This window comes from Mucilaginibacter conchicola, assembly GCF_003432115.1.
GTDB lineage: Bacteria > Bacteroidota > Bacteroidia > Sphingobacteriales > Sphingobacteriaceae > Mucilaginibacter > Mucilaginibacter conchicola.
On record NZ_QWDC01000002.1, the window covers coordinates 920,157 to 938,266 of the forward strand.

16 protein-coding genes and 1 tRNA gene are annotated in these 18,110 nt (G+C 44.0%); 9 read left to right on the forward strand and 8 right to left on the reverse strand.

The window, feature by feature from the left end; genetic code table 11:
- The first annotated feature begins 86 nt into the window (after nucleotides 1-86).
- Genes porX through D0C36_RS13855 form a run of 3 tightly spaced genes read left to right on the forward strand, consistent with a single transcriptional unit; the run spans nucleotide 87 to nucleotide 3,352 of the window.
- Nucleotides 87-1,640 carry a T9SS response regulator signal transducer PorX gene (gene porX, locus D0C36_RS13845; protein WP_117392215.1) on the forward strand — a complete coding sequence of 518 codons (1,554 nt, stop codon included), beginning with the start codon at nucleotides 87-89 and terminating at the stop codon, nucleotides 1,638-1,640.
- A gap of 16 nt (nucleotides 1,641-1,656) precedes the next feature.
- Nucleotides 1,657-2,073, forward strand: a complete 417-nt coding sequence (gene tsaE / locus D0C36_RS13850) for a tRNA (adenosine(37)-N6)-threonylcarbamoyltransferase complex ATPase subunit type 1 TsaE (RefSeq protein WP_117392216.1) — start codon at nucleotides 1,657-1,659, stop codon at nucleotides 2,071-2,073.
- 52 nt (nucleotides 2,074-2,125) lie between these two features.
- Nucleotides 2,126-3,352 (forward strand): alanine dehydrogenase, encoded by a 1,227-nt coding sequence (locus D0C36_RS13855; RefSeq protein ID WP_117392217.1) that lies wholly within the window; start codon nucleotides 2,126-2,128, stop codon nucleotides 3,350-3,352.
- Nucleotides 3,353-3,481: 129 nt separating this feature from the next.
- On the opposite strand, the gene D0C36_RS13860 is transcribed toward D0C36_RS13855, so the two are convergent.
- On the reverse strand, nucleotides 3,482-4,096 hold the full coding sequence (locus D0C36_RS13860) for a phosphoglycerate mutase family protein (RefSeq protein WP_117392218.1): 615 nt from the start codon (nucleotides 4,094-4,096) through the stop codon (nucleotides 3,482-3,484).
- A gap of 55 nt (nucleotides 4,097-4,151) precedes the next feature.
- On the opposite strand from D0C36_RS13860, the gene D0C36_RS13865 reads away from it, so the two are divergent.
- From D0C36_RS13865 to D0C36_RS13875, 3 genes are all read left to right on the forward strand, one after another.
- The gene (locus tag D0C36_RS13865; protein WP_117392219.1) at nucleotides 4,152-5,189 is read left to right on the forward strand and encodes a YihY/virulence factor BrkB family protein; all 1,038 of its coding nucleotides are present in this window, start codon (nucleotides 4,152-4,154) and stop codon (nucleotides 5,187-5,189) included.
- 236 nt (nucleotides 5,190-5,425) lie between these two features.
- Nucleotides 5,426-6,511, forward strand: a complete 1,086-nt coding sequence (locus D0C36_RS13870) for an aspartyl protease family protein (RefSeq protein ID WP_158557114.1) — start codon at nucleotides 5,426-5,428, stop codon at nucleotides 6,509-6,511.
- An 88-nt stretch (nucleotides 6,512-6,599) separates the two neighbouring features.
- Nucleotides 6,600-9,218 (forward strand): zinc-dependent metalloprotease, encoded by a 2,619-nt coding sequence (locus tag D0C36_RS13875; RefSeq protein WP_117392221.1) that lies wholly within the window; start codon nucleotides 6,600-6,602, stop codon nucleotides 9,216-9,218.
- A gap of 65 nt (nucleotides 9,219-9,283) precedes the next feature.
- On the opposite strand, the gene D0C36_RS13880 is transcribed toward D0C36_RS13875, so the two are convergent.
- From D0C36_RS13880 to D0C36_RS13900, 5 genes are all read right to left on the reverse strand, one after another.
- Complete coding sequence (locus D0C36_RS13880) at nucleotides 9,284-9,556, reverse strand: hypothetical protein (RefSeq protein ID WP_117392222.1); 273 nt, start codon at nucleotides 9,554-9,556, stop codon at nucleotides 9,284-9,286.
- A gap of 157 nt (nucleotides 9,557-9,713) precedes the next feature.
- Nucleotides 9,714-10,247, reverse strand: coding sequence for a hypothetical protein (locus D0C36_RS13885; RefSeq protein ID WP_117392223.1), 534 nt, complete (start codon nucleotides 10,245-10,247; stop codon nucleotides 9,714-9,716).
- A 110-nt stretch (nucleotides 10,248-10,357) separates the two neighbouring features.
- Nucleotides 10,358-10,834 (reverse strand): hypothetical protein, encoded by a 477-nt coding sequence (locus D0C36_RS13890; RefSeq protein ID WP_117392224.1) that lies wholly within the window; start codon nucleotides 10,832-10,834, stop codon nucleotides 10,358-10,360.
- Complete coding sequence (locus tag D0C36_RS13895) at nucleotides 10,834-12,570, reverse strand: S41 family peptidase (RefSeq protein ID WP_117392225.1); 1,737 nt, start codon at nucleotides 12,568-12,570, stop codon at nucleotides 10,834-10,836. Before D0C36_RS13895 ends, D0C36_RS13890 begins: the two co-directional genes overlap by 1 nt.
- 60 nt (nucleotides 12,571-12,630) lie before the next feature.
- Nucleotides 12,631-12,846 (reverse strand): CsbD family protein, encoded by a 216-nt coding sequence (locus tag D0C36_RS13900; RefSeq protein ID WP_117392226.1) that lies wholly within the window; start codon nucleotides 12,844-12,846, stop codon nucleotides 12,631-12,633.
- A 190-nt stretch (nucleotides 12,847-13,036) separates the two neighbouring features.
- Between D0C36_RS13900 and D0C36_RS13905 the strand changes: the two genes are divergently transcribed.
- Nucleotides 13,037-13,624 (forward strand): porin family protein, encoded by a 588-nt coding sequence (locus D0C36_RS13905; RefSeq protein WP_117392227.1) that lies wholly within the window; start codon nucleotides 13,037-13,039, stop codon nucleotides 13,622-13,624.
- A 439-nt stretch (nucleotides 13,625-14,063) separates the two neighbouring features.
- Here D0C36_RS13905 and D0C36_RS24535 read toward each other — a convergent pair.
- Nucleotides 14,064-14,175, reverse strand: a tRNA-Asp gene (locus D0C36_RS24535).
- Nucleotides 14,176-14,328: 153 nt separating this feature from the next.
- Between D0C36_RS24535 and D0C36_RS13910 the strand changes: the two genes are divergently transcribed.
- Nucleotides 14,329-14,805: an Lrp/AsnC ligand binding domain-containing protein gene (locus D0C36_RS13910; RefSeq protein ID WP_117392228.1), complete on the forward strand. Its 477-nt coding sequence runs from the start codon at nucleotides 14,329-14,331 to the stop codon at nucleotides 14,803-14,805.
- 66 nt (nucleotides 14,806-14,871) lie between these two features.
- On the opposite strand, the gene D0C36_RS13915 is transcribed toward D0C36_RS13910, so the two are convergent.
- Nucleotides 14,872-15,528 carry a metal-dependent transcriptional regulator gene (locus D0C36_RS13915; protein WP_117392229.1) on the reverse strand — a complete coding sequence of 219 codons (657 nt, stop codon included), beginning with the start codon at nucleotides 15,526-15,528 and terminating at the stop codon, nucleotides 14,872-14,874.
- 123 nt (nucleotides 15,529-15,651) lie between these two features.
- On the opposite strand from D0C36_RS13915, the gene D0C36_RS13920 reads away from it, so the two are divergent.
- Nucleotides 15,652-18,108, forward strand: coding sequence for a TonB-dependent receptor (locus tag D0C36_RS13920; protein WP_117392230.1), 2,457 nt, complete (start codon nucleotides 15,652-15,654; stop codon nucleotides 18,106-18,108).
- The last annotated feature ends 2 nt before the right edge of the window (nucleotides 18,109-18,110 follow it).

Sequence of the window (18,110 nt, forward strand, 5' to 3'; positions counted from 1 at the left end):
ATTTGTTAATAAATGTTAATCCTTTACATATTTTTACAACAAAATATACAACCTATAGGTTATAGGGTGGTAAAAATAAAGATATTATGCAGGATACCACAATTTTATGGGCCGACGACGAGATAGATCTGCTTAAACCACATATACTTTTCCTGGGCGAAAAAGGCTACAAAGTAACTACCGTAACAAATGGCAATGATGCTATTGACGAGTTTAAGAAAAACTATTTCGATTTGGTTTTCCTGGATGAGAATATGCCCGGCCTTACCGGCCTGGAAACACTTCAGCAAATTAAGAGCATCAATAATGATGTGCCGATTGTACTGATCACCAAGAACGAGGAAGAATACCTGATGGAAGATGCCATCGGATCAAAAATAGATGACTACCTGATAAAACCGGTTCACCCTAAGCAGATATTGCTTACTATTAAAAAGCTTACGGAGAACAAGCGCCTGGTTACCGAGAAAACCACCATGGCCTATCAGCAGGATTTTCGTACGCTGGGCATGACCCTCAATGATAACCTTACTTACCAGGAATGGGTAGAGGTGTATAAAAAATTAAGCTACTGGGAGCTTGAGCTTGAGGCGCTACAGGATAGCGGCATGCACGAGATCTTAACCCTGCAAAAAGCCGAAGCCAATGTACAATTCTGCAAGTTTGTAGAGAAGAACTACCTGGGTTGGTTAAAAAACCCCGAGAATGCACCGGTAAACTCGCCGCAGTTGTTCAAGAAATCGGTATTTCCTAAACTTGATGGCAAAACACCGGTTTTCTTTATCCTTATAGACAACCTGCGTTATGATCAGTTCAGGATCATTAACCCATTGATATCTGAGTACTTTCGTTTAGAGGAAGAGGATACTTATTACAGCATCCTGCCAACAGCTACACAATACGCACGTAACGCCATTTTCTCGGGCCTGATGCCTTTGGAGATGGAAAGCCGCTACCCAAAAATGTGGCAGAACGACGAGGATGAAGGCGGTAAAAACCTTTACGAAGCCGATTTTTTGGCCGACCATTTAAAACGCGTAATGCGCCGCGATGTAAAGCACTCGTACCATAAGATCCTGAATATTGATGAAGGCCGCTCACTAAACGAATCAGTTAACAACCTGATGAATAACGAGCTGAACGTGGTGGTTTACAACTTTGTAGATATGCTGAGCCATGCCCGTACAGATATGCAAATGATCCGCGAGCTGGCGAGTGACGATGCGGCATACCGCTCGTTAACCCTATCGTGGTTTGAGCATTCGCCGTTATTTGACCTGTTGAAATACTTATCACAAAAACAGGTAAAAGTGGTGATCACTACAGACCACGGCACCATCCGCGTTAAAAACCCAAGCAAAATCATAGGCGACCGGAATACCAACACCAACCTGCGTTATAAACAAGGCAAAAACCTTAATTTTAACCCTAAAGAGGTGTTCCACATCCGTAACCCGCATGATGCGCAATTGCCAAAGCTGCACGTAAGCTCCAGCTTTGTGTTCGCCAAAAGCGATAGCTACTTTGTGTACCCAAACAACTATAACCACTTTGTGAATTTTTATAACGAGACCTTCCAGCATGGTGGTATCTCGTTAGAAGAAATGATCATCCCGATAGTAACATACGGCAATAAATAAGATATTTGGCGCTGAGATGGAAATTCACACTACTACCATTGCCGACCTTGCCGGCGCTGCCGAAAAGGTTTTAAATGCAGCCGGCGATAACCGCATCTTTTTGTTTTACGGAGAGATGGGCGCCGGTAAAACCACGTTGATAAAAGCCATTTGCGCTCATTTAGGCGTTACCGATGATGTAACCAGCCCTACCTTCTCTATCGTTAACGAATACGAGGGGAAGGATGAGCCGGTTTACCATTTCGATTTTTATCGCCTTAAACAACACAGCGAAGCGCTGGATATGGGTTACGAGGAGTACTTCTACTCGGGCGCTTACTGTTTTATTGAATGGCCCGAGAAGATAGCCGATCTTATACCCGATACCTATACAGGTGTTCGTATCCATATACAGGACCAGCATGAGCGTTTGATCACGGTTGAAAACTTTTAGTGTGCCGTATAATTTTCGTATCTTCATCAGCCGGAAAAACTAAGAATAGACCATGAGTTCAGGGAAATACAGCGGGTTTTCAAGCGTTGCCAGGCAGGCCATGATGCAGCCGCAGGAATCGATGCTTGAAGTAAAGAGTAACAAAAAGCAATTATATATCGGTATCCCCAAAGAAACATCCTTTCAGGAGAACCGTATTGCATTAACCCCTTTATCTGTTGCCCTGCTGGTTAATAACGGGCACAGCATTTATCTGGAAAGCAACGCCGGCCAGGCAGCCAACTTCACTGATAATAACTACAGCGAGCAAGGTGCCGAGATAGTTTACGACACCAAAAAGGTTTACGAAGCGGATATCATCATTAAAATTGCGCCCCCCACTTTAGAGGAAATAGAGTTGATGAAGCCGGGCCAGCTATTGATATCAACCCTGCAGCTATCTACCATGAAGGCCGACTGCCTGCATGCTCTTATCAAAAAGAAGGTTACTGCACTTTGCTTTGAGCATCTGGAAGATGAAGGCGGCTCGTTGACCGTTGTGCGTGCCATGAGCGAGATTGTGGGCGCAACATCAGTATTGATAGCGGCAGAATACCTCAGTAATATATTTGAAGGCAAAGGCCTGATGCTGGGCGGCATCACCGGCGTACCTCCTACCGAAATTGTAATATTAGGTGCCGGTACAGTTGGCGAATATGCCGCACGTACCGCAATCTCATTAGGTGCCGAGGTAAAAGTGTTCGACCCATCTATTTACAAGCTCCGTCGTTTACAGAATAACATTGGTACACGCGTATTTACTTCAGTAGTGCAGCCCATAGTGCTGGAGAAAGCCATCACCACCTGCGATGTTGCCATTGGCGCCATGCGTGCCGATGATGGCCGTAGTCCCTGCATTGTATCTGAGGCTACCGTAAGCAAAATGAAACCCAACTCGGTTATTATTGATGTAAGTATTGACCAGGGCGGCTGTTTTGAAACATCAGAAGTAACCAACCACACCCATCCGGTTTTCCGCAAATACGATGTGATACATTATTGTGTGCCCAACATTGCATCGCGCGTGGCACGTACCGCTACTTATGCGTTGACCAATATTTTTGCGCCTATCCTGCTGGATATTGGCGAACAGGGCAGCCTTAAAAATGTGATATGGCAAAAGGCCGGCATCCGCAAAGCGGTGTACATTTACCAGGGTCAGCTCACCAACAAATACATTGGCGAACGTTTCAATATCCCAAGCAAGGATCTGGATCTGCTGGTGGTATCAAATCATTAACAAGCAATTCTTCCACACGTCATTGCGAGCGTAGCGTGGCAATCCCCGACTTGCAGAGCGGCTCTGTAAGCAGGGGATTGCCACGTCGCTATCGCTCCTCGCAATGACGCGCGAGTGTGGAATACCATTCTAATAGTTCGTAAACGGCCTTATATTCTCCGGATGGTTTATCTCGGGCAGGTATTTCTCGGGGATATCGTTCTCGTGGTGCTTTTGGCCGTAATAATCCAGATCAAGCTCTACGTTACCGTTCTCTTTTACGGTCACTTTGTACAGCATATCATAATCCTGTTCGCTCACGGCAGCAAATGGCGTATCGGCACCCAGGGCAGCCAATAAAGGCATCAGGGTATTGGTATCGGCGATCAGCAGGACATTATTTCCCTGGAAGTTTTTCAGCAATGCCTTAGCAATGCTTTTTACGCCTGTGCTGTCGGTCTCATAAACGCGCGGCAATATTTTAGCTTTTACAGCAAGGGGGCGAGCTGTTAAACCGCTTCGTTTATTAGCGGCAACATAAATGGCTTTTATGTGTTTACCCTTTAACAGCTTTGCCAGGTCTTCGGCCCGTTTTTGGCCGGCCTCGCTCAAAACAGGGTCATCTGCCTTGGGTAGCGTTACAGGTGTTTCGGCATGCCTAACCAAATAAATAGTGGTTTTTTGTGCAAAGGCACCAAAATTGCTTAACACCAGGCAAATAAAGAATAGCTTAAAAAAGTTAGCAGGCCTTAGTACATTTTTCATAAACGTCTGTTATCTGGTTATATGCATTTACTAACAAATATATCTGAATTTTGATATGAAATTTTTTAGCAAAGAATATTTAAAACAACTATGGAAAGTAATAATGGCCACCTTCAGCGGATTTTCTGCTGATAATGGCCTTAAATTAAGTGCTTCGCTGGCGTACTACACCATCTTTTCGCTGGCGCCGTTGCTTTTATTGATTCTTTCGTTAATGGGTATATTTTTAAGAGACCCCAAGTATCAACAAATCTTTTACGATCAGATACAAGAATACTTAGGTAAAGCAGGTACGCTACAGATTCAAAGTACTATCCGATCACAAGATATAGCAGGTAAAAGTGGCATTGGGCTGGGGATTAGTATTGTAACCTTATTAATTGGTGCAAGTAGTATCTTTCTGGAGATCCAGGATTCGCTCAACATTATCTGGCGCGTAAAAGCCAAGCCCAAAAAAGGTTGGATCAAAATGCTGCAGAACAGGTTTCTGTCTTTTTCGCTCATCGTTAGTTTGGGCTTCTTGTTGTTAGCATCACTGTTGGTAAACATCGTTATCAGCGCAATAAGCACAAAGCTGGTGGCCTTTTTACCAAAGCTGCTCGGAAAAGATATTGCCAGTGTGGTTGGCGAAGGTTTCATTTTTGCCGTAAACTCCGGTATTACATTACTGGTGATCTCGGTACTGTTTGGTATTATTTTCAAAGTACTGCCGGATGTTAAGATCAAATGGAAAGATGTACGCTCCGGTGCAATATTTACAGCTATATTATTTATTGTTGGCCAATATATTATCAGCTTGTATATCCAATACACGGCTCAGGGCTCTGTTTACGGTACAGCGGGCTCTATCATCGTTATTCTGGTGTGGATATACTATACCGCAGCCATCCTTTACATAGGTGCCGAGTTTACGCAGGTTTATGCCGAGGCTCAAGGCAGCCATATTGAGCCTGCAGACTATGCCGTTGTGGTACAACAAACCGAGGTAGAACGTAAGCTAAATACCATGCCCGCTCAAAACCCCGAATTGCAGGGCGCACTTAAATGCGATCCTAAAGACGAGAAGAAAGAAGACTCCCAAGAGCGGAAATAACGCTCATAATCAGCTGGTTTAACACGCATTGGCAATGCTTTATTTACAAATAATAAACGTAGATTTAGCATTACCAATTGTAACCAGTGTTAGCCGGGAAAGCCACATATTTTTGGGTTAAAGCCCTGTTTTTTACCGCATTGCTTGCGTGTGCGCTTCAATTTGCAAACGCACAATATTTCACATTAGAGCCGGGCAGAAAAAAGGTGAACATCCCCTTTAAAATGATGCGCAACATGATGGTTGTGAAACTGCTTATTAATGATAAAGGGCCTTTTAACTTTATTATTGATACCGGTGTAGGCTTAATGATCATTACTGATTATAGCCTGGTTGATTCGCTCAAGCTTCCGCATGCAAGAACCATTCGGTTAAATGGTCTTGGCGATGGCGATGCGTCAGAAGCATTGGTTAGCCCGCAGCTTAATTTAGGTATTGATGGCCTTGTTAGTAATGGTATATCTGCAGCCGTTTTAAAGAACGATCTTTTTGACCTTTCGGGGCACGTAGGTATGCCTATCCATGGCCTGTTGGGCTACGAGTTTTTTAACGGCCTGGGTGTTAACATAAATTTTAACGACAGCCTGATGACCGTATACCGGCCTAAAGACTTTAAACCGTTTAGAAAAAGCCAAAAAATACCCATCACGATAGAAGACCACAAGCCCTACCTGCAAACTTATATCACCATGCCTGATGGTACCAATGTGCTCAACAAATTTGTTATTGATCTGGGCGCAGGGCATCCGGTATCTATTGAGAATATGATTAAAAAGTACGGGTTGCCTAAAGGTGCTATAACGGCCAACCTCGGCGTGGCGTTGAACGGCCCTATTTCTGGTTATCTAAGCCGGATAAAGTCGGTGGATATGGGAAAGTATACGCTTAAAAACGTGATCACATCCTTCCCGAGCGAAGATTATGTGCAGCGGGCGTCCGTACAGCGCGATGGTAACCTTGGCATGGATATCCTTAAAAAATTCAATATTGGGTTTGATTATAGCAACGGGTTTATGTACATAAGGCCCAGCAATACATTTAAAGCGCCTTTTGAGCACGATATGAGCGGCATTGAGTATTACCTTGCCGGTAAAGACCTATCGCGCCTCATCGTTTCGCGAGTTGCAGCCGGCTCGGCAGCTGATGATATCGGAATGTTAAGGGGAGATGAGATCGTATCCATCAATTTTAAACCTGTATCAAAAATGACCACCGAAGAAATAGATAACTATTTTAAGACACCCGGCCGAAGCTTGCTGTTAGAAGTATATCATGACGGCCGCCACGATCGGGTAGTGATCAACCTGCGCAGGCAATTGTAATTAAAGGCATTTAGTAATAAATATGTTGCGTAACATATTTGATTAATTAGATATTTTTACGTTTTACTGTAAAACTAATTAATTAACTATGATCACCTCTCTACGTTTAAAAACGTATGTACAGGTAGCAGCTATTTCTGCAGCAGCGTTGGCATCATCGTGCGCTACCAAAAAGCAGGCAGCAAGTACTGTTACCTTAAAAACTACTTCAACCCCGGGCGGCGGCTCTACAGCAACCGCAACAGTTGGTGCCGGCAAAAAAGAAGGCATCAAAAAATTCAGCGATCTTATCGGCAAAGCTAAAGGCGATACCGGCCTGTTCACTACTTATAAAGTGGATGGCAAGTATTACTTTGAAATACCAGACAGCCTGCTTAACCGCGAAATGCTGGTAGTAACCCGATTTGTTAAAACACCGGTTGGCTTAAAATCTTTTGGCCAGCAATACGGCGGCGAGGAAGTGAATGACCAGGTTTGGAAATGGCAGCGCCACGATAAACAGGTTTTTGTACGTGTGCCAAGCTACTCTGTACGTGCCGATAGTACATCAGACATGTATGCATCGGTTAAAAACTCAAACCTTGATGCAGTACTGGCAGCTTTCGATATCAAAGCTTACAACAAAGATACCACAGGCGTTTTGGTTGACGTAACCGACTTTTACAATGGCGATATAGCTGCCATCAGCGTGCCCGATAATATTAAAAAGCAGTACAAATTATCAGGTATTGATGCAAGCCGATCATACATTGATACGGTAAGGAGTTTTCCTATCAACCTTGAAGTTCGTACGTTGAAAACTTTCCGCGCAGGCGAATCACCTACTGATAACAGCAACGCGGCTTTAACTTTTGAGTTTAATACATCGATGTTATTGCTGCCAAAAACACCGATGAAAGCACGTTTGAATGATTCGCGTGTGGGTTTCTTTGGCCAGCGCCAGGTTGATTATGGTACCGATGCGCAAAAAGCTGAAGTTACCGCCTACATCCACCGCTGGAGACTGGAGCCTAAGGACGAGGCTGCTTATGCCCGCGGCGAATTGGTTGAACCAAAGAAACAGATAGTTTACTACATAGACCCGGCTACGCCTAAAAAATGGGTACCGTACCTTATTGCTGGTATCAACGACTGGAATAAAGGTTTCGAAGCTGCTGGCTTTAAAAATGCCATTGTAGGTAAAGAAGCGCCATCAGCAAAAGAAGATCCTGAATTTAGTACTGAGGATGCACGTTACAGCGTAGTGCGTTACTTTGCATCAGACGTACAGAATGCCTACGGCCCCCACATTTCAGACCCGCGCACCGGCGAGATCCTGGAAAGCCACGTAGGCTGGTACCACAACGTAATGAGCCTGCTGCGCAACTGGTTCTTTATCCAGACGGCCGCAGTTAACCCTAAAGTACGCATGGCTAAATTTACCGATGAGCAAATGGGCGAGCTGATCCGTTTCGTATCATCGCACGAGATAGGCCACACATTAGGTTTGCCGCACAACTTCGGCTCGAGCTATGCTTACCCTGTTGATTCGTTGCGCTCAAAAACCTTTACGGCTAAACACGGTACAGCGCCATCAATTATGGACTATGCCCGCTTTAACTACATTGCACAGCCCGGCGACGGTGTAACCCACCTTTACCCGCAAATTGGCGAGTACGACTTATGGTCGATTAAATGGGGCTACAGCTATTTCCCGGGCAACAAAACTGCACAACAGGAAAAAGAAGCGCTTGATGTATGGACCAAAGCAAAAGCAGGTAACCCGCTTTATTACTACGGCCGCCAGGGTACCTCTATCGACCCTCGTTTACAAAACGAAGATTTGGGCGATAATGCCATGAAAGCAAGCACTTACGGTATTGCCAACTTAAAACGTATACTGCCAAACCTTGAGAAATGGACCTACCAGAAAGGTGAGGAGTTTGACGACGTTGAAACACTTTATAATGAAGTGATAGGCCAGTACAACCGCTACATAGGCCACGTTACCATGAACATTGGCGGCATGAACGAGAACTTTAAAACTTACGACCAAAAGGGCCCGGTTTATGGTTTCGTTAACAAAGCCCTTCAGCACGATGCAGTGGCTTTCTTAAACCAACAAGTGTTTACCACGCCAACCTGGTTAATTAACCGCGAGGAGCTAAGCAAATTTGATAACGGTACTACACTTAGCCGCATTAAAGCAGTACAGGTTAATGCCGTTGCCAACGTTATCAATGCATCGCGCCTGGCCCGTATGTATGATAACCAATCTAAAAACGGAGCAAGCGCTTACACAGTTGCTAATTTATTTGACGACCTGCGTGCAGGTATCTTTAAAGGCAAATTGGATGAATTTAAACGTAACCTGCAACGCGGCTATATTGATAACCTGAAAAATTTATTGAATGATGATGCGAGCAGAAGTTTCCCGGGTGCTACACCTGCGCAACTGGCTAACATCGGCTTTACGCCAATAAACATTGCCTTGTCTGACATTAGGCCGATGGTACGTGTTGAGTTAAGCAAGATAAGCAAAAGCCTGCCTGCCGGCGGCGATGCGCTTACTGCTGCACACAATACAGACCTGCGCTTACGTATAAAAGAAGCATTGAACCCAACCCGCCCTGTGGTTAACATGAGCATGGGTGCACCGGGCCGTTTAACAGACGACACTGCTGTAAAACAAGATAACAACAACTGCTGGCCAAAAACAACCTGGTAAGCAGCAAAATTACCAAAGCAAGAAGCCGCCGTGTAAAACCGGCGGCTTTCTTGTTTAGTACACATTTATTTTAGTTGACTTATATTATCGAAGAATGCAGTCTGGATATCTAACAATGTTTTCACATTGATCTTTTCTCCATACATATCAAAACACAAAAACCTTGTTTTAGTATGGTCATTATCTCTCTCCTTCTCAAAAAAGTTAAAGGTCTCAAAGAAATAATGATTGGTGGTTATCTTACTTTTTCCACTTGTTTGCGATGTATTTAGCCTAAAGCCTATCGCATCCATCCACTTGTGCACACGTGCATGCAGTGTTCCTTTAAAATTATCCATAGGTTAAATGTTTTTATCTTTCAACGAAAAAATATGCCAAAGGTTACAGGCTATTTAAAATAATTTTAAACAATAGTTAGTATAAATGGCGCAAAAGTTAAGGGTTGCCTTGTTTGGCAACCCTTAACTTTTTTATTATAGTCGCGGCTTTTTTTGATTAATGGCCGTGTCTGCGGTCTTTATTATACTGTTTTACATCCTTACGGTAGTCTTTGTAATCTTTACGTGCGTCTTTACGATCTCGTTGTAACTCTTTGTGGTACGCCTGGCGTTGTTTGTTAGCCATCCAGTGGTCGCGGTACTTAACGTCGCGGCTATCGCGGATGATGGTTTGGCCGGTGCGGCCACGGTAGCTGGCGTATTTGGTACGGTACACATTATCACGTAACCATGGCTGGCGCTCGTTAACTACTACTTTGTAGCCATTGTAAAGGTTGTAGTTGGCGTAACGGCTTGGTAATGATGTGCGGCGTACCCAGGTGTTGTTTTCATAGTAAACATACTGGTGTGCAGGTACATCGTAATAAGCGCCAACATCCGGCAGGTAGTAATAATCTACATGGTCGTAACCGGTAGGGCCCCAGTCGGGCTGGCTGCCAATGTTAATGCTTAAACTAATTTGTGCTTTCGCTTCTTGTTTGTATGCTATGCAGCCTAAAAATATCGCTGCGGTTAAAATCATCTTTTTCATATCTGTAAAGTTTTGTAGATATGACAGTGTTGGCGATAAACAGTTTAGTGTGTAGCGTTGATGTTACAACTGTTATTTTAACATGGGCGGGGCAGAAACGCCGGATGATTTTACTGATTTTTCTTCCTAAGCCAAAAAAAAGCATAGCCACCGCAAGACATTATTACGGTATCCTTTTTCATAAAAATACCAGAGCACTCATTAAAGCAAGCATATTCACCTTTTGCATCAACAGGCTCGTAAGCCCCCATTTTTGCCAGCTCCGGTTTAGTGTATGCGTATTGAAAACTATAAGAATAAGCCTCTTCGGCCAGATCAAACTTGTGCATTTGCCATTTATAAAAGTGGCATTGTTTCACAAACTTCGCCTTACTAAAGCTATAGGTGTTGGGCCTGATACTTAATGTAGATTTTCGGATCTGCTCTGCCTGCTTTGCTGAGAATTTCTGCAATCCACGATAATAGTGTTTTACACAAACCCAATCGCCATACAGCAAACCGGCAGGGTCTGATTTACTTTGCCCGAACGAAAGATTTGAGAGGAGGCTTAAGAAGAAAATAATTGCTAAGTGGATAGTCGGCTTCATTAATCATTATCGTCTTTATCATCCTTTTTACCAGCCATGGCCAGTACAGGTTTGCCAATCACTTTGAAGCTGCCTTCGCCTTTTAGGATAGATGCCAATTGCGTTTTATTCTGCATGGTTTTCACCGCCTCGGCCAGCTCCCTGTCATACTTAAAGTTAGCTTCATAGCGGCCCTTCTCGTATGCGTAGCGCGATGAGATCTCGTTCTCCAGCACTTGTTTTATCTCGTCCTTATGCATCTGCAGATCGCTTTGCTTGTTGGCAGCCATCTTGGCTTTTAATGCATCAAACTCGGCCTGGATCTGGCTAAACTGCTTTTCTTTTGTAGCCTCTGCTTTAAGGCTGTTCAGCATTTTTTCTGATACAGGGGTATATGTATAATTTTTGCCTTCCAGGTATTTAGTAAAGTCGGCATAATCGGCATCGGTAAACTTAAATACTTTGGGGTCTATTGCCTGCGGATGGCTGTTACGGTATTTTGTAGCGTAATCAAACACAAACAACTTACTTATTAAGGTTGATGTGATGTTGGCAAAGCGCTCCTGTTTCACGGCAATATCAGGGTAGATACCGCTGCCATCGTAAACAGAGCGGCCATTACGGGTTTTAAACTCGTGTATTGATGAATCGGCCACTTTAATAACGCTACCATCATCTTTACGGTGGGCGTAATCCAACTCCTGCACGCAACGGCCACTTGGAATGTAGTACTTAGCAACAGTTATTTTAACCAGGCTGTTATAAGGCAGGTTAAAGGTTTGCTGTACTAAGCCCTTTCCGTAACTACGCTGACCGATCACTATAGCCCTGTCCAGATCCTGCAAAGCTCCGGCGGTAATTTCTGAAGCAGATGCCGAGCGGCCATTAACCAAGACAACCAGCGGCAAAGTAGGCTCCATTGGCGTAGCAACGGTATTATAGCTAAAGTTTTTTTCTTTTACTTTACCTTTTTGCGATACCACCAGCACATCTTTTTGCACGAAAAGATTCACAATTTTTACAGCTTCCTGTAATATACCGCCACCATTTGAGCGTAGGTCGAGAATAATACCGTTGGGATTATTTTTCTTGAGGGCAGCAAGCGCGGTGGTCACTTCCTCGGCCGAGTTCTCTAAAAACTTGTTGAGTTTTATGTAACCCATATTACCGGCTACCATGCCGTAGTAAACTACGTTTGGTTGTTTGATTTCGTCACGTATCAGGCTTTTAGCAACCGGGGCTTCATTATCGCGTTTCAGCAAGAGTTTTACTGCAGCACCTTTTGAACCTTTAAGCAGGGCGCTTACCTGATCATTAGTTTTGCCGGAAAGATCGATATCATTGATCTTCATCAACTGATCGCCCTGGCGTATGTCTGCTTTCTGCGCGGCAAAGCCTTCAAAAATATCCGAGATGAATACTTTGTTATCACGAAGGAAAATACTGGCGCCTATACCGCCGTATTGCGTGCTTACGTAATGGAGTTTATAATCCTCAACCTCACTCTCGGGCACAAACTCGGTATAAGGATCAAGGCCATCTAACATGGCATCAACTCCCGTTTTCACCAACTTGGCCGAGTTGATATCATCAACATAGTTCAAATTCACCTCTTTATATACCGAGGCAAATACATCAAGGTTTTTTGATATCTGGAAGAGATCGTCCTGAAAACTCCATAACCCAAAGGCAAGGCCCAGGGCACCCACAACAAGCGCAGGTTTTTTAAATCGATTTAATGCGCGTTCTTCCTTCATCGGTAAGCACTTGAACTATAAATATATAAAAGCCTGCCGACTTTTTACTATAAACTGTTTTTACAGCCTGTTAGTATCAATATTTACAAGCGCTTTTTTCAGTGTAAAAACCACGTATTCCCTGTTGCGGTTCACCAATTCGGCAATACGGGTAATCAGTTGGTCTTCCTGCCCTGCGGTGTATTGTAATTCTTCGTCGGTAAGGTGGTTGTATTTACGCTGAAGTTTTATTTTAACACGTTTCCAGTCCTTATCGCTAATTGTAATCTCTGCCATAAAAAGAATTTATTGAAGCAAAAATATAAAAAACACAGCGTTAAACGTTTAAGATGATGCAGCGTGTTAAACTTTTAACACAAAAGCGCATCGAAACAGTTTATTAACAGCCAATTATACCCCTGTTTGTCTTTAAAATAAACCAATTGATAGTAAGGGGCGTATGCGGTAAAACTAAAAACAGACAACTATGAAAAAGTACCTTTTAAGTTTTGCTATAATTTTAGCAGCAGCGTTTAGCGCCAAAGCCCAGTTCTCGCTGGGAGCAAAGGCGGGCGTTAACTTCTCAAAAATTAATGCCGATAATGTAAGTGAATCATCAGTAACGGGTTACCAGGTGGGTGCATTTGCACGCTTTGGCCATAACCTTTACTTACAGCCCGAGCTTTACCTGGGCAGCAGCGGCGGTAAATTTGATTTTAACAACAACGGGACTACAACCACCACCAACGGCAAAGTAACTTTTACCTCGCTTAACCTGCCGTTGTTAATTGGTAAAGGTTTTGGTGGTGATAACCTCAATTTCAGGATAATGGCCGGCCCTGTTTACAGCTATGTGCTTGATAAAAATCAAAGCTTTAGCGACAATGTGAGTGGCGCGTATAATGATTTTGGCGATTACAAGAAAAGTACCTTAGGCTTCCAGGCCGGTGCCGGTGTTGATATTGGTCACATCACGGCCGATTTCAGGTACGAGGGCGGCCTCACCAAAATAAACCAGAACTTTGGCCAGCGCCAAAACCTTTGGGCACTTAGCGTAGGCTTTAAGTTCTTCTAAAAACGGATCTGTGTTTTATTGTATAATGAGCAAAGCCGCGGCATGTATGCCGCGGCTTTGCTGTCTTTGGATAATATCGAACACCGAATTCCGATTTAAGAATGATGAAATACACCTTCAATATTCATTATTCAACATTTGATGTTCGTTATTATAAATTTTAGAAATTCTATTATAAAAGTAAAGCTCCTGATGGGCAGGAGCCTTTACTAACCAATTATAAACCTAAATTATGAGAAGAGCTGTAGGAGAAGGGGTCGAACCTTCAAGGAGTGGTTATTCTTATTGCTAAGAGTTTCCCATTATTCTCCGCCACCGGGACAAGGAGGTGTGTCTGCCAAAAATTTCACCATCCTACAGGATATAAGTCTGAAACCTTTAGTCATTAGCCTGAAGTCGACTTGCGACTCCGGACTTAGTACTTAAGACTTAGAACTTGCTGTTGGGGAAGGGTTCGAACCTTCAAGGAGTAGTTAGCCCGCTTCGGGTTTCCTATGCTCTCCGCCACCGGGACAAGGAGGTGTGTCTGCCAAAAATTTCACCACCCAACAATGTTGTTTTTGTTTAAAGAACGCTTAGCAATTAGCAATCGCTTAATACAAAAGTAAAGGAGCTATCGTTTTCTTGCAAATATTTCAACAAAATATTTTTATTTTTAGTTTTATTTTAATTAAACTTGTGTATAAATAAAGATATTTGAAATTATGCCTCACAGGAAACCTCAAAATTTAGAAATTGATAATCTGGATATTCAGATTTTATCCATTTTAATGAAAAATGCAACTACTCCGTACACCGAGATTGCAAAAGAACTAATCGTTTCCGGCGGTACCATACACGTGCGCATGAAGAAACTGGAGGAGATGGGCGTTATAAAAGGTGCCAGCCTGGAAGTTAATCCGCAGAAATTAGGGTATGATGTTACTGCCTTCCTGGGTATCTTCCTTGAGAAAGGGTCGCAGTATAACGATGCCGTGGCACAATTGAGAAAAATACCTGAGATTGTTGAGCTGCATTACACCACCGGCAGCTGGAGCATTTTCGCTAAAATTGTTTGTCATGATACCAACCACCTGCGCGAGGTTTTGAACGAGCAGATCCAAAGCGTATCGGGCATACAGCGTACCGAAACTTTCATCTCTTTAGAAGAAAGTATTAAACGCCAGATCAGTTTAGATTAAGTACTTAGGTTTCCTTTATATACAAAAGCCACAATGTTATGCATTGTGGCTTTTGCTGTTTTATCATTACATATCAATCAGCAAGCTCTCGCCAAATTTTTGCGATACGGTTTTATGCTCTGCCCCGTCAATACTTATTACCAGCGAGTTATCAAACGAGATCTTCTCTATCAATTGAATTTTTGTGCCGATGTTGATACCCAGTTTTTGCAAATACTGTAAAAACTGACTGGTAGTATCCTTAACGGCAACTACGCGGCATTGCCCGCCCGTCTTTACATCGGCCAGGGTGGTAGAGTAGCGCTTGGCCATTTTACCGTTAGCTTTTGGGATAGGGTCGCCATGCGGGTCGTATTCGGGGAAGCCGAGGAATTTATCGAGCCTATCTGCAAGGGTGGCATCTTTAATATGCTCCAGTTCTTCGGCTATGTCATGTATCTCATCCCAGTGGTAATCCAGCTTCTCCAACAAGAAAACTTCCCACAAGCGATGGCGACGAACGATCATGGTGGCGTCTTTCTGGCCCTGTGCGGTCAGTTCAACACCTTTCTTCTTGTCATAGTTGATGAGCTGCTTATCCGTAAGCTTACGGATCATATCTACTACCGATGCCGGGTTGTTCCCCAACGATTCGGCTATCGCAGTAGGCGTTATCTTTTGCCCTTTATCCTGCCAAAGGCGGTAAATGCATTTTAAGTAGTTCTCTTCTGATAGGGTGATCATTTTATTTTCCGGCTTATACAAACATAAACAATTAGCATCAGTTATAAATAAAATTAGGTGAGACTAATTTTATTTATTCAATTAATAAAATTTAATTTATACGTTTGTGCAAAATACATAACAATGCGTTGCTTAATCACTTGTCTGCTTATATTCACATCATCAACACTTTATGCTCAGCAAGGCGTATTGGCCGGCAAGGTAATATCCGGCGGCTCATCATTGGCTTATGCCAGCGTTAGTTTACAAGGCACTACGTACGGCACAACAACAGATGGCAATGGCGCATATAAATTAGCACGGATAAAACCCGGCGATTATGTTGCAGTATTCTCAAGTATCGGTTACTTCTCGCAGCATATTAAAGTGCATATAACTGCCGATACCCTTGTTCAGAATGCGGAATTGAAAGAAGGCAGCTCTAAACTGAACGAGGTAGTAATAACCGGCGTATCGCGCGCTACGGAATTGCGCAGCAATCCCGTGCCTATTGCCGTTTTAACCAAAAAAGACATCGAGCAAAACGTAAACAGCAACATCATTGAAGCCATTACCAAAGGGGTACCCGGCGTAACGGCGGTAACCACCGGGCCAAATATTTCCAAGCCCTTCATCCGCGGGCTGGGCTACAACCGTGTGCTTACCCTTTATGATGGCATCCGGCAGGAAGGCCAGCAATGGGGCGATGAGCACGGCATTGAGGTTGACCAATACGGCATGGCCCGCGCCGAGGTAATAAAAGGCCCGGCAAGTTTAACCTATGGGTCGGACGCGCTGGCCGGGGTCATCAACCTGATCCCTTACATCCCCGCAGGGGAGAATGGCAGGTTGAACGGCGACGTTACTACGGAATATCATACCAATAATGGCCTCATCGCTTCGTCACTTGGTTTGGCTTACAAGCAGAATGATTGGAAATATGCCTTCAGGGCTACCGGCAAAACAGCACATAACTACCATAACCAAGTGGATGGCTACGTTTACAACACCGCCTACCAGGAATACATATTCTCGGGCATGGCAAGGGTTGATAAACAATGGGGGTACTCACAATTCAGCGCGGCTGCGTATAACAACAAGCAGGAAATACCTGATGGGAGCAGGGATTCGCTTAGCCGCAGGTTTACGGTGCAGGTGGCAGAGGGCGATAGGGACGACATCAAGAACCGCCCTTTTGTGCCGAATGAATGGCTAACCTCTTATGGCATGACTCCGCTGCATCAGCACATCCAACATTACCGCATCTATAACAAAACCGAAGTAAAAGTGGGCGGCGGTATATTTGACGCAGCCCTGGGCTGGCAACAGAGCATCCGCAGGGAATACAACCACCCCACACAACCGCAGCAGGCAGGGCTTTATGTAACGCTGAATACCATTAATTACGATTTCCGCTTCAGCCCGCAGATATGGCACGGCTGGGAAACTTCCTTCGGGGTGAACGGCATTTACCAAAACAACACCAGTAAGAATGCTACCGATTTCCCAATACCCGACTATAATTTGTTTGACATTGGTGGTTTTGCGTTTGCAAAAAAGAAATTCGGTAAGGTGGATGTATCAGGCGGCATTCGTTATGATACCCGCCACATTAACTGGAACGACTTCTACGTGGGACCAAATCCCGCTAACGGTTTTGAACAAAAGGTAGGGGCTGATGATCCTGCAGGGAACCTGCAATTCCCTTCTTTCAGCCATAACTATTATGGCATCTCCGGCAGTTTAGGCCTCACTTATAACGTAAGCGAACGCGTGCTATTAAAAGCCAATATAGCCCGCGGCTACCGCGCGCCGAACATTACAGAAATTGGCAGTAACGGCTTAGATCCCGGAGCACACATTGTTTACCTGGGTAACCGCAATTTTAATCCGGAGTTTAGTTTACAGGAAGATGTGGGATTTATCGCTTATCTGAAAGATGCCGACCTCGCCCTTGAGGTATTCAATAACAACATCGATAACTACATCTACCAATCGCGGCTGGATGATGAGAACGGCAATCCGGTGATCATTGTGCCCGGCAATACCACCTACCAGTACCAGCAATCGAAAGCCCGCTTATACGGGGCTGAGTTTACTTTTAACGTGCATCCGCAGGCTACCAATTGGTTTGAGCTGAGTAATAGCCTTGCTTATGTTATCGGCCTTAATAAAAACGAGAAGCTGATAGAGCAAAGCAATGGGGCCGCCAAATACCTGCCTTTTATTCCACCGTTCCACTGGCAGTCTGATGTGAAGTTTAAATTGAATGGTAGCTACGGGTTGTTCTCCAAACTATGGCTGCGCACCGGTATAGATCTGTTTGCGGCGCAGAACCGCTATTACGCGCTGAATGATACAGAAACACCAACGCCGGGATATACTTTAGTACACGCAGGTGTGGGTGCGAGCATTAAACGAAAATCGGGCAAACCTATTTGTGATTTGTTTATACAAGGAGATAACTTGTTTGATGTTGCTTATCAATCCAACCTCAACAGGTTAAAGTATTTCGAGTATTACAATGCATCGCCCAACGGCCGCTCGGGAATTTATAATATGGGAAGGAATGTGAGTTTTAAGGTAGTTTTTACGTTGTAAAA